14 protein-coding genes are annotated in these 13,423 nt (G+C 65.7%); 7 read left to right on the top strand and 7 right to left on the bottom strand.

Translation table 11 applies throughout. The features are described from left to right. Positions 1–3: 3 nt before the first annotated feature. Positions 4–975 carry a phosphate/phosphite/phosphonate ABC transporter substrate-binding protein gene (locus tag ACIA48_RS15475; protein WP_396732935.1) on the bottom strand — a complete coding sequence of 324 codons (972 nt, stop codon included), beginning with the start codon at positions 973–975 and terminating at the stop codon, positions 4–6. 28 nt (positions 976–1,003) lie between these two features. Further along, a complete protein-coding gene (locus ACIA48_RS15470) occupies positions 1,004–1,669 on the bottom strand; it encodes a phosphonatase-like hydrolase (protein ID WP_396734985.1) in 666 nt (221 codons plus the stop codon). A 130-nt stretch (positions 1,670–1,799) separates the two neighbouring features. Between ACIA48_RS15470 and ACIA48_RS15465 the strand changes: the two genes are divergently transcribed. The 4 genes from ACIA48_RS15465 (at position 1,800) to ACIA48_RS15450 (ending at position 5,989) form a co-directional block, all read left to right on the top strand. Then, positions 1,800–3,161, top strand: coding sequence for a hypothetical protein (locus ACIA48_RS15465; RefSeq protein WP_396732932.1), 1,362 nt, complete (start codon positions 1,800–1,802; stop codon positions 3,159–3,161). 51 nt (positions 3,162–3,212) lie between these two features. Next, positions 3,213–4,448: a molybdopterin-dependent oxidoreductase gene (locus ACIA48_RS15460; protein WP_396732929.1), complete on the top strand. Its 1,236-nt coding sequence runs from the start codon at positions 3,213–3,215 to the stop codon at positions 4,446–4,448. 1 nt (position 4,449) lies between these two features. Then, positions 4,450–4,962, top strand: a complete 513-nt coding sequence (locus ACIA48_RS15455; protein WP_396732927.1) for a hypothetical protein — start codon at positions 4,450–4,452, stop codon at positions 4,960–4,962. 151 nt (positions 4,963–5,113) lie between these two features. Next, positions 5,114–5,989 carry a YncE family protein gene (locus tag ACIA48_RS15450; RefSeq protein WP_396732924.1) on the top strand — a complete coding sequence of 292 codons (876 nt, stop codon included), beginning with the start codon at positions 5,114–5,116 and terminating at the stop codon, positions 5,987–5,989. A 5-nt stretch (positions 5,990–5,994) separates the two neighbouring features. On the opposite strand, the gene ACIA48_RS15445 is transcribed toward ACIA48_RS15450, so the two are convergent. From ACIA48_RS15445 to ACIA48_RS15435, 3 genes are read right to left on the bottom strand one after another with little or no spacing between them, the layout of a single operon-like run. After that, the gene (locus ACIA48_RS15445; RefSeq protein ID WP_396732921.1) at positions 5,995–6,624 is read right to left on the bottom strand and encodes a methyltransferase domain-containing protein; all 630 of its coding nucleotides are present in this window, start codon (positions 6,622–6,624) and stop codon (positions 5,995–5,997) included. Between the two features lies 1 nt (position 6,625). Continuing rightward, positions 6,626–7,291 (bottom strand): DUF2064 domain-containing protein, encoded by a 666-nt coding sequence (locus tag ACIA48_RS15440; protein ID WP_396732918.1) that lies wholly within the window; start codon positions 7,289–7,291, stop codon positions 6,626–6,628. Then, a complete protein-coding gene (locus tag ACIA48_RS15435) occupies positions 7,288–7,944 on the bottom strand; it encodes a glycosyltransferase family 2 protein (RefSeq protein ID WP_396732915.1) in 657 nt (218 codons plus the stop codon). Before ACIA48_RS15435 ends, ACIA48_RS15440 begins: the two co-directional genes overlap by 4 nt. Positions 7,945–8,045: 101 nt before the next feature. Between ACIA48_RS15435 and ACIA48_RS15430 the strand changes: the two genes are divergently transcribed. Further along, entirely contained in the window at positions 8,046–8,744 is a 699-nt protein-coding gene (locus tag ACIA48_RS15430) for a response regulator transcription factor (protein ID WP_396732912.1), read from the top strand. Continuing rightward, on the top strand, positions 8,734–9,756 hold the full coding sequence (locus tag ACIA48_RS15425) for a sensor histidine kinase (protein ID WP_396732909.1): 1,023 nt from the start codon (positions 8,734–8,736) through the stop codon (positions 9,754–9,756). The genes ACIA48_RS15430 and ACIA48_RS15425 overlap by 11 nt, the downstream gene beginning before the upstream one ends. Here ACIA48_RS15425 and ACIA48_RS15420 read toward each other — a convergent pair. Then, the gene (locus ACIA48_RS15420) at positions 9,753–11,087 is read right to left on the bottom strand and encodes a cyclase (protein WP_396732906.1); all 1,335 of its coding nucleotides are present in this window, start codon (positions 11,085–11,087) and stop codon (positions 9,753–9,755) included. The two genes, ACIA48_RS15425 and ACIA48_RS15420, sit on opposite strands and share 4 nt — an antisense overlap. Positions 11,088–11,198: 111 nt before the next feature. Here ACIA48_RS15420 and ACIA48_RS15415 point away from each other — a divergent pair, with 111 nt between their 5' ends. Then, entirely contained in the window at positions 11,199–11,906 is a 708-nt protein-coding gene (locus tag ACIA48_RS15415) for a VC0807 family protein (protein ID WP_396732903.1), read from the top strand. Between the two features lie 34 nt (positions 11,907–11,940). On the opposite strand, the gene ACIA48_RS15410 is transcribed toward ACIA48_RS15415, so the two are convergent. Beyond that, on the bottom strand, positions 11,941–13,423 hold a 1,483-nt coding region (locus tag ACIA48_RS15410), incomplete at its 5' end, for a thioester reductase domain-containing protein (RefSeq protein ID WP_396732900.1).

Here is a 13,423-nt window from a genome sequence, read left to right as displayed (position 1 = left end):
AGATCAGCCCTTGCACTTCTCGGAGCCGGTGACCTCACACACCTTGCGGACACCGTCGTAGTCGGAGTCCTGCGCGGGCACGACGCCCCATGCACGCTCGTCGGTGATCAGGCAGGCGTCGCCCTCGCAGAAACCGGCGGCCTCGAGCGCATCGGCATTGGCCTTCTCGGTGAAGATCTTCGTGAGCTTCTCGATGGCCTCGGGGCCGAGCGAGTCGTTGGCCGCGAACACCGAACCGGCGATCATCTCGGACTTCCACACCGTCTTGATCGCGCCGGGCTGCAGATCGCCCTTCTCGATCAGGGTCGTGTCGACCATGCTGTCCTGCGCGAAACCGGCGTCGCAGTCACCGGCATTGACGGCCAGCACCGACGCGTCGTGGGCGCCGGCGTAGATCGGGGTGACAGCCGCGGAGATGTCGGCTTCCGATCCGGACTTGACGACGCTCTCCTCGATGAGCCCGGCGGTCGGGTACAGGAAGCCTGACGTCGAACCCGGATCGACGAAGCAGACCTTCTTGCCGGCGAAGTCGGGCAGACCGTTGATGGCGCCGTTGTCGGCCTTGGCAATGCCGTAGGACTGGTATCCGGGCTCTTCGCCCTTCTCGCCGATGACCGCGCCGAGCGGCGTGATCTTGGCGCCGTTGAGACCGGCTACCACGTAGGCGAATGGGCCGAAGAAGGCCAAGTCAACGTTGCCGGCGATCATGCCCTCGACCACGCCCGCGTAGTCGGAGGCCTGGACGAACTCGACCTTGGATCCGGTCTCCTTCTCCAGCAGCTTGATCAGCGGCTCGTAGCTGGCCTTCAGATCGGCGGAGTTCTCGGACGGGACGCCGGCCAGCTGGATCGTGTCGGGGAAGCCCTGGGCGTTCTTCTCGTCGGACTTGGAGTCTGACCCTGAACACCCCGCGAGCACGAGGGCGGATACGGATGCCACGACGGCGGCGGTCATGACTTGGCGACGAATTCTCATGTGTGGCAATCCTTTTGGTCGGGCGGTTTCAGTCGGACAGGACGTGTTCGGGGAAGTCGGCTACCGAGGCCACGACGTGGGTGGCACCGGCGGCGAGCAAAGTTTCTTCGTCGTGGGCGCCGGTGAGCGTGCCCGCCACGATCGAGGCGCCGGCGCGCAGTCCGGACAGCACGTCGCTGGATGTGTCCCCGAGCACCGCCACCTGTGCGACGTCGTCGACTCCGGCCCGCATCAGCGCCGTGAGCACGAGGTCCGGGTACGGACGGCCGCGACAGCCGTCGCCGGGCGCGAGTGTCAGGTCGGCGATGTCCTGCCAGCCCAACGCGGCCAGCAGGCGCTCCTGGGTCGGCCGGCTGAAGCCGGTTGTCAGCGCGACTTTGACACCTGCGCTGCGAAGCACCGAGATCGCCTCCGGCGCACCGGTGATGGGTTTCACCCCGTCGTCGATGTGCTTCTCGTAGGCGGTCTCGAACGCGGCGTTGGCGTGTTGCGCGCGGTCCTCGGCCCCAAACAGCGCCCGGAATACCTCGATCTTGGACTGGCCCATCGTGTCCAGGACGTACTGACGGGCCCGCTCGCGCGCGTCGCCGTGGGCGGGCACTCCCACCGCGGTCGCGGCCTCGTCGAAAGCCCTGATGACCAGGCCGTCGTCGCTCACGGTGGTACCGGCCATGTCAAGTACTGCCAGCGCGATTGCGTGTGTCTGGTCTCGCACAAGCACACCCTGTGCGCTGGGGCAGACCACCAGGTACCAGCCGGTGGAACGCAGGATGAACACTCGTTATCGATTTGGTCTAGACCACTGCGTCGGTAGGGTCGACGGGATGGCGACCACTTCTCACCGAAAAGAATTCGTGGCGGTCGCCGTCGGGGTCTTCCTTGTCGTCGCGGCGTTCGTGGTGCCGCACCTGGATCTCGGGATCGTCACGCCCCTCATCAATGCGACCCCCGACCGCTTTCACGACTTCGCCGGGGTCGCGCCGATCTTCGGATGGTGGGACACCCACGTCGGCTGGGGCACGGTCCCGGCTGTCGTGATCGGCGCTGCGGCGGTGCTGTGTGGTCAGTCGGTGGCGCGGCGGTTGCCGTGGCGGTGGGTGCCCTGGGCGGCGTGGGCGACGGCGTGCGCATGGGCGTTCTCACTGGCGATGATCGACGGCTGGGAGCGCGGCTTTGCGGGCCGGCTCACCGCACGGCACGAGTATCTGCGCCAGGTGCCCAGCATCACCGACATCCCTGAGGCGGTCCGCACGTTCGCGGGCAGAATCCTTGACTATCAACCGGATTCGTGGATCACCCACGTGTCGGGCCACCCGCCTGGGGCGCTGCTGTCGTTCGTCTGGCTCGACCGCATCGGGCTGGGCGGCGGCGCATGGGCGGCCTTGTTGTGTCTGTTGGTCGGCTCCAGCGCGGCCGCTGCGATCGTCGTCGCGGTGAAGGCACTGGTGAACGAGGACACCGCGCGGATGGCGGCACCGTTCGTCGCGGTTGCGCCGACGGCCATCTGGATCGCGGTGTCCGCGGACGGCTACTTCGCCGGGGTGGCGGCGTGGGGAATCGCGTTGCTGGCGTTGGCGGTTCGGGCGACGGTGCGCTGGCCGGTGCTGGCGGCGGTGGGTTCCGGGCTCCTGCTGGGCTGGGGCATCTTCCTGAACTACGGCTTGGGGCTGATGGCGATTCCCGCGGTGGCGGTGCTGCTCGCCGCCGTGAACTGGCGGGCGGCGCTGCGGGCGCTGATTCCCGCGGTACTGGCGGCGCTGGTGGTCGTCGCGGTGTTCTACTCAGCGGGCTTCTGGTGGTTCGACGGCTACCTCCTTGTGCAGGAACGCTATTGGCAGGGCATAGCCAACGACCGTCCGTTCCAGTACTGGTCATGGGCGAATTTCGCGTCGGTGGTGTGTGCAATCGGACTCGGCAGCGTGGCAGGCATCGGCCGCGTCTTCGATGGGGCCGCGATCAGACTGCGACCGGGCCTGCATCTGCTGGTGCTGGGCGCACTGGTCGCGATCGTCTTCGCAGACCTATCGATGCTCAGCAAGGCCGAGACAGAACGCATCTGGCTGCCGTTCACGATCTGGCTGACGGCCGCGGGAGCGCTGCTACCACCGCGTTCGCAGCGGTGGTGGCTGGCTGTCAACGTCGTCGGCGCCCTCGCGCTCAACCATCTGATCCTGACGAATTGGTAACAGAAGCGGCCCAGGTGCACACCACGCCGACATGACGCGCACTCTGGACCCATGGACGCGCGATGGCGCAGCCCCCTGCGGGGCCGATGGCTGACGTCGGTGCTGGGATCAGTGCTCCTGATCGCACTGCCGATCGTGACGGCTACCGGACTTCTGTCGTACATCGCCTACGGGCCTCAGTTCGGCCAGGCGATACCCCGTGACGTCGGCTGGCTCAAGCTGCCGACGTTCGATTGGCCGACTGACCCGTCGTGGCTGTACCGGCTCAACCAAGGTCTTCACGTCGGACTCGGGCTAATCCTGATCCCGATCGTGTTGGCGAAACTCTGGTCGGTGATCCCGCGCCTTTTCGCCTGGCCGCCGGCGCGCTCGATCGCGCAGATGCTCGAACGCTTGTCCTTGCTGATGCTTGTCGGAGGAATCCTGTTCGAGATCATCACCGGCGTCCTGAACATCCAGTACGACTACATCTTCGGTTTCAGCTTCTACACGGCGCACTACTACGGCGCCTGGGTGTTCATCGCCGGATTCGTGATTCACCTCGCCGTCAAACTTCCCCAAATGTGGACAGGGCTGCGGTCGATGTCAATGCGAGAAGTGTTGCGTACCAACCGTGCTGACACGCGACCCGAGCCTCATGAACCTGACGGACTGGCCGCCGCCGAGCCAGATCCGGCGACAATCAGTCGCCGCGGCGCCCTCGCACTGGTCGGTGGCGGCGCTCTGTTCATGGCGGTGATCACCGCCGGTCAGACTCTCGGCGGCTGGACGCGGCAAACGGCGCTGCTGCTGCCGCGGGGGCGAACTCACGGCAACGGGCCCAACGACTTCCAGATCAACCGAACCGCCGCCGCGGCCCGGATCACCCCCGACCTCACCGGCGAGCGCTGGCGCCTCACACTGACCGGCGGGCCGACGCCGGTGGTCCTCGATCGTGCTGCGCTCAGCGCAATGCCGCAACACACCGCGCGACTGCCGATTGCGTGCGTCGAGGGCTGGTCGACCACCGAGACGTGGACCGGGGTGCCGCTGCGGGATCTGGCCCGATTGGCGGGAGTTCCCGAACCGAGGTCTGCATTCGTGCGTTCAGTGGAACGCTTCGGCGCGTTCAACCGCGCCACTTTGCAGGCCAACCAGGTCATGCATCCGGATTCACTTCTCGCGCTTCGAGTCAACGACGCCGATCTGTCGCTCGATCACGGCTTCCCCGCGCGTATCATCGTTCCGGCCATGCCGGGCGTGCACAACACGAAATGGGTCGCCTCAATCGATTTCAGGGCCAAGTGACATGCCATTGAACAGATTTCGCCGGATCTATGGATCACACCCGCTGCACCTGCTGACGCTGATCGCGGGCTTCGCATTGTTCGGTTACGTGGTAGCCACGATCAAACCTGTGACGTTATGGAACCCGAATGTGTGGTGGCAGTCCATCGCGGTGTGGTTCGCCGCGGCGATCATCGCCCACGATCTCGTGTTGTATCCGATCTACACGCTCGCCGACCGCTTCCTGGTTGCCGCCAGCCGTCCCGTCGCGAATGTGCCTGCGCTCAACTACATCCGTGTGCCCGCGCTAGGAGCGGCGTTGACGCTGGTGGTCTTCCTCCCGGGAATAATCGAACAGGGTGCGCCGACCTACCTGGCCGCGACCGGACAGACGCAGGATCCTTTCCTCGGTCGGTGGCTGCTGCTGACCGCCGCGATGTTCGGTCTCAGCGCGGTCGCGTTCGCCATACGGCTCGTGCTCACCCGAACCGGTCCCCACAAAAGGACGGCAGACAGTGCCAAACCGGCGGCTTGAGACGATCGTGGCGATCGCCGTGGCCGCGGTCGTGGCCGGTTGTGGCGTTAACGAGTCGCCAGAGCAGACCTCCGCTCCCTCACCCTCACGCGTGCCCGCTGCCGAACCGGCTCCAGCCGGAGTCCCAGGCGTTGCACCGATCGGCAGTACCGTGCCGATCCCCAGCGGCCCCGAGGGCATCGTCATCGGCACCTCAGGAGTTGCGGCGATCGCCGTGCGTAATCCCCCGGCGGTCGTCACCGTCGACAGCGGCACCGGAGCAATTCGTCAGACCGTCAGGATGAACGGTGCTGCACGGCATTTGAGTCTCGCAGGACCGGACGGTCCGGTGCTGGTTCCACTTGAATCGACTGACGAACTGGTCGAGATGAGCATGGCCGACGGCAAGGTGGCGTCGACGACCACCGGCGTCGGTCGTCAGCCTCACGATGCGGTACAGACGTCCGACGGGACCGTCGTCGTCATGAACGAAATGGGCGGGGGCGTCGTGTTCGTCCGGGACGGGGCCGTCGTCGGATCGCTGCCCGCCGGTCCGCCCCAACCGGGCGGTGCGGCAGCGATCGGAAAGTACGCGGCCGTGGCAGACGTGCAGGGCAACGGAGTGTGGGTCTACGACGGCTCCAGTCGTGCGGAGGTGGCACAGCAGCAGGTCGGGACCAAGCTGACGCACGCGATCGCATTGTCCGACGATCTCGCGGCCTTCGCCGACACCGATGGCGGCGCGGTGCTCATCGAACGGATCGCTCCGCAGATCACCCACGTCGCCAAGGTCGACTCACCGGGCAAGCCGTACGGGCTCGCCTACGATGCCGAGCGCAAACGGCTCTTCGTGACCTTGACCGCAAGCAACCAGTTGCAGGTCGTCGACTTGGCCGACCCGTCGACTCCACGGGTTGCCGGTGTCGTACCCACTGTGCGGCAGCCCAATTCGGTTGCGGTGGATCCACGTTCGGGCGCAGTGCTCGTCACGGGTAGCGTTCCCGAAGGGACCCTGCAAATCATCACGTCGGACCTGCTACCACGCTGACCGGGCTAGGGCAGCGCCAGCGTCGCCACCACGCGCCGGCCGACGGTGTGGATGTCGGTCATCACCAGTCCCGCGTCCTTCGCGAGGGAGGCAGCGGAGTCAATGCCGACCAAGGCCCAGCGGAACCAGGGACCGATCGTGCGAGTGGACTCCAACCGGACCCAGCTGGAACGAATACCCATTGCCTGCGCGTCGAATTCAGCCACGCAGTGTCCGCCGCGACTCAGGAGTTCCGCCGCCCGTCTCAGCATCCGCAACGGATCACCGCCCAGCCCGACGTTTCCGTCGGCGAGCAGGACGGTTTGCCAGCGTCCCATTCCTGGCAGCGATTCGAAGATGTCTCGGCGCAGTACGGGCGCACCGCTGCGCCGCGCCAATGACACGGCGGTAGCCGACTGGTCGATCCCGAGAGCAGGGATGCCGGAGCGGATGAGCTCTGTGACGAATCTTCCCGGCCCACAACCTAAATCGATCGTCGGGCCGCTACACAGTTCCAGCACGGCACGGTCGAACTGGTCGTCGGCACCCTTGCCGCCGAGCCACCGCCGTACCGGCAGGTTGTGCACTTCGCCATCGTCGCGCCTGATCCAGCACCGTTCACCGTCCAGCGCTCGGTCGTAGAGATTGCCCAACATGTCAGACGCGCACCCCCGCCGTGGCCCGTACGAAGCGACTGTCTGCGGCACACAGACGTCGCACCCCGTCGATGTCCTCGACGGTGTCGACGTCGGCCAGCTCGGCCACCCGCGTGACGTCGATTCCCTTGGCCCACAACGCAGCCAACGTCAGCGCACCGGTGTCGGGTTGCGACATCGGCACCGTCCGCAGGCACTCGGCCATGGCGGCGTCGGACACGCCAAGCACCCACCATCCACCGTCGTCGGCGAATCCCAGGACCGCGTCGGCGCCCAGTAGTTCTCGGGCACATTCGGCGATCAAGTCGGCCGACACCTGCGGAGTGTCCATACCGATCTGCAGCACCGTTCGATTGCCGACCGCATCCGCGGCGTCAACATGGGCGTTGGCGAGGCGCTCGGCGAAGCCGTCCCCGCGCTGCGGCACAACCGTGAACGCTTCAAGCCGTTGACGAATCTCCTCCGATCCGCAGGCGGCGTCCAGGTCACCCGTCATCGCCACGACGCGCGCCTGCACGGGTGCGGCGGCAACCGCGTCGAGCGTGTCCAGCAGGGCCGCCGCCGCAATTTCTGCTGCCACTCGATCGCCGGTCGAGGCGGCCAACCGAGTCTTGGCCAATCCGGGCACAGGAGCCTTGGCGACGACGAGCGCGACCACCGGGATCACGAGATCACCCGCCAGAAGTCGACGGCCGCCACCACACTGCCGCGCACCGAACCGCTCACCTTGGATTTGCCTCCGGTCCTCGGCCCGTAGTCCACGTCGCGTTCGACGACCCGCCAGCCCGCAGCGGCCGCGCGCACGAGCAGTTCGAGCGGATACCCGGACCTGCGATCCGCCACGCCCAGCCCCAGCAAGTCGTCGCGGCGCACCACGCGCATCGGAGCGATGTCATGCACCGGCAGACCGTGCTTGTGACGAAGCCGCCAGCACACCGCGGCGGTCCCGGCGCGGGCATGCCACGGCCACTTCAAACCCTTGACCGCCCGCCGCCGACCGATGGCCATATCCGCGCCGCGGTCCACGTCGGCGACCAAGGTCGGCAGGTCGCGCGGGTCCAGCGAGCCGTCGGCATCGATGACCGCCACGACCGGCGTCGTCGCCGCCACGATCCCGGCGTGCACCGCGGAGCCGTAACCCGGCCGCGTCTCGATGACAACGTCCGCACCAAGGCGTCGGGCCACCTCGGCGGTGCCGTCAGTGCTGTTGTTGTCGACGACCAGGGCCCGATACCCGGGCGGGATGGCCGCCAGCACGCCCGGCAGTGACGCCGCCTCGTTCAGACACGGCAGCACCACCGTGACGGGACAGTCGGGCATTACCCGAGGCTAACCGCCCCCACCGAGGTCAAACTGGGCGATCCGTGACGAATTCATGACGTCACTGCAGGTAGTGAGCAGTGCGAGGCTAATCTCGGGGTGTGACTCGGGTGCTGATCGCCGACGACGACACCGTCGTGCGCGATGTCGTGCGCCGCTACTTGGAACGCGATGGCCTCGAAGTGTCGATCGCCCACGACGGAACCGAGGCGCTACGGCTGCTCGGCTCGCAGCGCATCGACGTCGCGGTGCTCGACGTGATGATGCCCGGACCGGACGGATTGACGCTGTGTCGCAGCCTGCGCCAGCGCGGCGACTACACGATTCCGGTGATCCTGCTGACCGCACTCGGTGAGGAGGACGACCGTATCGCGGGGCTGGAGGCCGGCGCCGACGACTATCTGACCAAGCCGTTCAGCCCCCGCGAACTGGCACTGCGGGTGCGGTCGGTGCTGCGACGTGCGCCCACACCGTCGGGTCCGCTGGCGCTCGACTTCACGGTGGGCGAGCTGAGCGTGTCGACCGCTGCGCGGTCGGTGACCGTCGCAGGCCACCCGGTGTCGCTGACCAACCGCGAGTTCGATCTGCTGATGTTCTTCCTGACGCACACCGACACGGTGTTCTCCCGCGAGGAACTGCTGAAGCAGGTGTGGCGCTGGGACTTCGGCGATCTGTCGACGGTGACGGTGCATGTGAAGCGGCTGCGGTCCAAGCTCGGCGACGCGCATCGGCTGCAGACCGTGTGGGGCCGCGGCTATCTGTGGAGCGACGCCGACGAACCGCAGGCCCATGCCCACTGATCTGTGGGAGATCGCTGGATGGGCGCTCGCCTGTTCGGTACCCGTGGTTCTCGCCGGGGCGATCATCATCCGGTTGGCGCGGTCGTGGTCGTTGGCGGTCAGCATGGTGGCACTGGTGCTGATTCCGGTACTGGCAACATTTTCTGGGGTGCTCGGTGCGAGCGGGTTCATGCTCACCGACACGTTTGAGCAGACGGCCGTCGTGCTGGTCATCGTGTCGGTGGTGACAATCCCGGCGGCGGTGATGCTGGCGCGCTATCAGGCCCGCCGCACCGTGTGGGAGCAAGAGATCCGCGATTCCGAACGGGCCGCCGAACAGTCGCGGCGTCGGTTGGTGGCCTTCGTGAGCCACGACCTGCGCACGCCGCTGGCGGGAATTCGTGCGGTGTCCGAAGCGATCGCCGACGGCGTGGTGCCCGACTCCGAGGTGCAGGTGCACGCCAAAACGATTGAGCAGGAATCGATTCGACTTGCCGAGATGGTCGATGATCTGTTCGAGATGTCGAAGATCAACGCCGGCGCCGTGCAGCCCTCCTTGGACAAGGTGGCGCTGGACGAGGTCGTCGACGACGTGCTGGCCGCGCACCGGATCGCCGCCGAGCGCGCCGGTGTGCACCTGAGCGCGGAGTTGCCGTCCAAGCCGGTTCGGGTGGTGGGAAGCGACCGGGCGCTGGTCCGGGTGCTGTCGAACCTGGTGGCCAACGCGATCGCGCACACACCCGAGGGCGGTCGGGTGTCGCTCTCGCTCGGCGCGGACGACAACGGCGCTTGGGCCCGCGTCGACGACACCGGCGTCGGCATCTCCGAAGCGGACCTGCCGCGCGTGTTCGACGTCGCCTACCGCGGCTCGAACAACCGTGTGCCGCGAGCAGATTCGTCGCTGCCCAGTGGATCCGGGCTCGGTCTCGCCATCGCGGCGGGCCTGGTCCAGGCCCACCGCGGCACGCTGTCGGCGCACAACCTCGACACCGGTGCCCGGTTCGAGGTGCGGCTTCCGCTGGCGGCCGACTAGTCGACCGCGAGGACCCGCCAGAATCCTGGCACGCCCTTCAACTCCTGCTCGCCACGGTCGGTGAAGCATAGCCGCGACCCCAGCACCAGCGGCGGGATCACACCCGAGACCAGCACTTCTCCAGAACCGGCGAGTGCCATGATCCGCGCTGCGATGTGCACGGCGATGCCGTGGACGTCCCCGTCGACCAACTCGACCTCGCCGGTGTGCAGACCCGCACGAATCGACAAGCCGAGGTCTTCGACGGCATCTCGGATCGCGCCCGCGCACTCCACCGCACGGGCGGGGCCGTCGAAGGTCGCAAGAACTCCGTCGCCCGTTGACTTCACCACAACCCCGCGTGCGGCGGCCACATGTCGTTCGACCAGACGATCGTGTCTCACGAGTGCCGCCGCCCATGCTGAATCCCCGAGTTGCGTTGCGCGTTCGGTGGATCCGACGATGTCGGTGAACAGCACTGTCGCCAATACTCGGTTGGACGGTGCCGCAGTGCGTGTTCCGGTGAGGAACGACTCGATTTCGTCGACGACTGGGTCCGTATCCCCCGCGAACCAGATGCTGTCGTCGCCGGGAAATTCGATCAGGCGTGCATTCGCGATCCGCTCCGCAAGGTCCACCGCGTGTTCACGCCGCACGTCACGGTCACCTCGCCGGCGCATGAGCAACGTGGGAGCCTGAATGCTGGCGAGAATTGGACCAACATCGACTCTTAGCCATAAGTCGACTCCGGCTTTCCATTCACCGGGGCCACATGCCAGTCGCTCACAACGAGCCCACCACTGCTTTTTCGCCGCGTCGCCGGCCCAACTCGGTGCCAGAAGATCGATCGCTGCGCCCGTTCCGACTGTCTCGGCAAAGCGTTTCACATATCTGGGTACGCTCGCCTTCGGTATGCCGAACGGCTGATCCAGATCGCTGACCAGTCTCGCGAAGGCGCTCCAAAGCAGCAGTGAGCGAACGCGATTGGGATGGCTCGCCGCCAGCATCATGGACGGAAGTCCCGCACCGTGAATGCCGAAAACCGACGCGCTCTCGCTGCGCACCGAGTCGAGCACCGCCAAAAGGCCATCAGTCCAGACTTGCATCGCGGGATTCTCGTGGAGCGCTATCGCGTCCGATGCGCCGGTCCCAAGATGGTCAGTCAAGATCAGGCGACTGAACGATGCCAGCCGCCGCAGGCATGCGGCGACGTCGGGTTCGTCCCACATCAGGTCAATGGGAAAGGTCGCGTTCGGCACCAGCAGACGGTCAGGCCCGTTGTCACCGACTACCTGATATGCCAGGTACTGGTCGCCGTATCGTGCGTATCGCGTCTCGGGAGTGCCCCCCATGACAAGAGCATGACAGCTGGTGGGCCCCGCCCCCACGAATTTGCTGCCTTCTCGATCACCCCGCTCAGCTGCTCAGTATCACCCAAAGTAAGCCTAGGCTAGGCTTACCCGATGTTGGATCGCGGCTCCGCCGAAGACGGTGAGTTCTCCAGACGGAACCCCGCCATGCCTCGCAGCCTCGGGCAGCATCTCACGAACACAGCGATCAACGTTGTGCCACCGCTTCTCACCTACTACGGCCTCCGCGTGTTCGGCGTCACCGAGTATCTGGCGCTCGTGGGAGCGATTGCGGTCGCTACCGTGCAGGGCTTGCTCATGGTGGTGCGCAGGCGACGATTCGAGCCCATCAATGCGCTGGTTATCGTCGTCGCTGCCTGTTCCTTGACAGCGGCATTCACCACGAAGAATCCGCGCGTGGTTCAGGTCATCGAGATCACGCCGATTTCTCTGCTGATCTGGTCTTTCCTCGCGAGTGGCTTGATGCGTAAGCCAGCGTCCTTGAACATCGTCGCAGCGATCGTCCCCGGTCTCGCGGACAAGGCTCTCCCCGAACGCGGTTGGACACAACGGGATATCGAAGACTGGCACCGCCTGCACCGACGGCTCTGTATCTGGCTGGGATTCCTGTGCGGGCTCTTCCCGGTGGTGGCGATCTTTTGGATTTTCAGCTTGTCCGTTGACGTTTCTCAGATACTCATCGTGACGGTGGGGAATGCAGTTCTGGTGCTCGTCATTGTGAGCGCCATCGTTATGCTCCGCCGATTCGTTCAGCAACGCGCGGTCCAGCCGGAAGCCACCTGTCCGGAGCAACCCGCTTAATACTCTGCACTGCAACCCATCTCACTGATTGGTGCTACAGCAATCCGAGCGTCTGCAAGTCAGTGGCGTATTTGATGATGATCGGAGGCGTGACGTGCGGGATCTCCGGATTGTCGCTATCGGGCCCGATTTTGGCTTCCTGAACTGCAGCGCGGAAGCGATCGGTTGAGACCAGGGACTGGCTCACCGGCTCGACCGGCTGCAACTTCTCGGGATCCTGAAGTGCTAACTGCAACATCCCCATCACCGAGTGATCGCGCACATGATCCGGGAGCGCGCGCAGGCCTGCCTCGAACCGCTGCAACCACTCCGCGAAATCGTCGATGCGCTCAATCGGGTAACCGGCCTCGATCAACCAGTCCACATACTCGTCGAATCCGATCCCGTCATCGTGTGTGTTCATCACGTGGTAGGTCTCGAATCCACCGATAGATTTCTGTCCTACCTCAGCACCCAGCGCGGCTATCGCCTCGGCGACGAATTCGACGGGCAACCCGTCGGCGTGCGTGCGCTGCCGATTGCCGTCGGCATCGAGGCGGAAGAAGGACTTGGGCGCGACGCCGGTGCTGATGAGACTCAACACCATCCGGGTAGTCAAGTCAGACATGTTCAGCTGGCCCGCGTACGTGGTGTCGGCCAAGATCAGGCCGCACCTGAACACTGCGACCGGCAGCCCGCTCAGATCGTTGGCTTCGCGCAGCAACACCTCGGCTGCCCACTTGCTGTTGCCGTAGCCGTTGACGTCACTGCCGTCGTTGATGCGGGTGGGACTCGCGATCCGGAGGTCGGCATCCTCGGTGAACGCAGACGGCTCAATTTGGTCACCCACGTTGCCCGTCGACACGTACGCATACGACTTCAAGCGGGTGGTGAGCGCGATCCTCACCAGTTCGGCGGTGCCGACCACGTTCGAACCGAACAACTCGCTGTACGGTAAGACGCCGCTGACCTGGGCGGCCGAATCGACAATGAGATCGACGGTGTCCGCCAACCGCTGCCAGGTCTGCTGATTCAAGCCAAGATCGACATCGCCCTTGTCCCCTGCGATTACATCCAGATGGTCGTCGGCCAGTTCGTGGAAGTGCGCAAGCAATTCCGGATCCCCGCTGTCAAAGACCTTCTCCAGACGTCGCCGGGCTTCCTCGTCGGAACCGGCCCGTACGAGACAGATCAAGCGGCCGTCGGTCAGTTCCATTCGCTCCAGCAGTTCCAGCACCAGATACCGTCCGAGGAACCCGGTCGCGCCGGTCAACAGAACCGTCCGCACCTCGGCCCTCAGGCCCGGTAGCGTCCGCGCGCCGTCCAGCGTCGGCGTGTCGATGAACTTGTCCAAAGTGAGGTCAGCAGCGTGCACTTCACTGGCCCCGGCGCCGTGGACCGCCACAAAGCGCGGGTCGGTGACGTAGTTGTCCAGCTGTTGGCTCAGTTGGGTGATGGTGGGTGCGTCGAACAGGGTGCGGACGTTGAGGTGGACGTCGAGGGCAGTGTTGATCGCGGCGATCAGACGCATCGCTGAC

Source organism: Mycobacterium sp. NPDC051804 (assembly GCF_044452905.1).
Taxonomy (GTDB): Bacteria; Actinomycetota; Actinomycetes; order Mycobacteriales; family Mycobacteriaceae; genus Mycobacterium.
The sequence above is the reverse complement of the archived record's forward strand: the minus strand, read 5'-3'. Positions and strand labels throughout refer to the sequence as shown.

What these genes read in the sequence shown, in the direction of transcription:
- ACIA48_RS15445 (WP_396732921.1), bottom strand. Translation starts at nt 6,624, where the DNA reads ATGTTGGGCAATCTCTACGACCGAGCGCTGGACGGTGAACGGTGCTGG.
- ACIA48_RS15475 (WP_396732935.1), bottom strand. Translation starts at nt 975, where the DNA reads ATGAGAATTCGTCGCCAAGTCATGACCGCCGCCGTCGTGGCATCCGTA.
- ACIA48_RS15420 (WP_396732906.1), bottom strand. Translation starts at nt 11,087, where the DNA reads ATGGGGGGCACTCCCGAGACGCGATACGCACGATACGGCGACCAGTAC.
- ACIA48_RS15460 (WP_396732929.1), top strand. Translation starts at nt 3,213, where the DNA reads ATGGACGCGCGATGGCGCAGCCCCCTGCGGGGCCGATGGCTGACGTCG.
- ACIA48_RS15415 (WP_396732903.1), top strand. Translation starts at nt 11,199, where the DNA reads ATGTTGGATCGCGGCTCCGCCGAAGACGGTGAGTTCTCCAGACGGAAC.
- ACIA48_RS15465 (WP_396732932.1), top strand. Translation starts at nt 1,800, where the DNA reads ATGGCGACCACTTCTCACCGAAAAGAATTCGTGGCGGTCGCCGTCGGG.
- ACIA48_RS15435 (WP_396732915.1), bottom strand. Translation starts at nt 7,944, where the DNA reads ATGCCCGACTGTCCCGTCACGGTGGTGCTGCCGTGTCTGAACGAGGCG.
- ACIA48_RS15455 (WP_396732927.1), top strand. Translation starts at nt 4,450, where the DNA reads ATGCCATTGAACAGATTTCGCCGGATCTATGGATCACACCCGCTGCAC.
- ACIA48_RS15425 (WP_396732909.1), top strand. Translation starts at nt 8,734, where the DNA reads ATGCCCACTGATCTGTGGGAGATCGCTGGATGGGCGCTCGCCTGTTCG.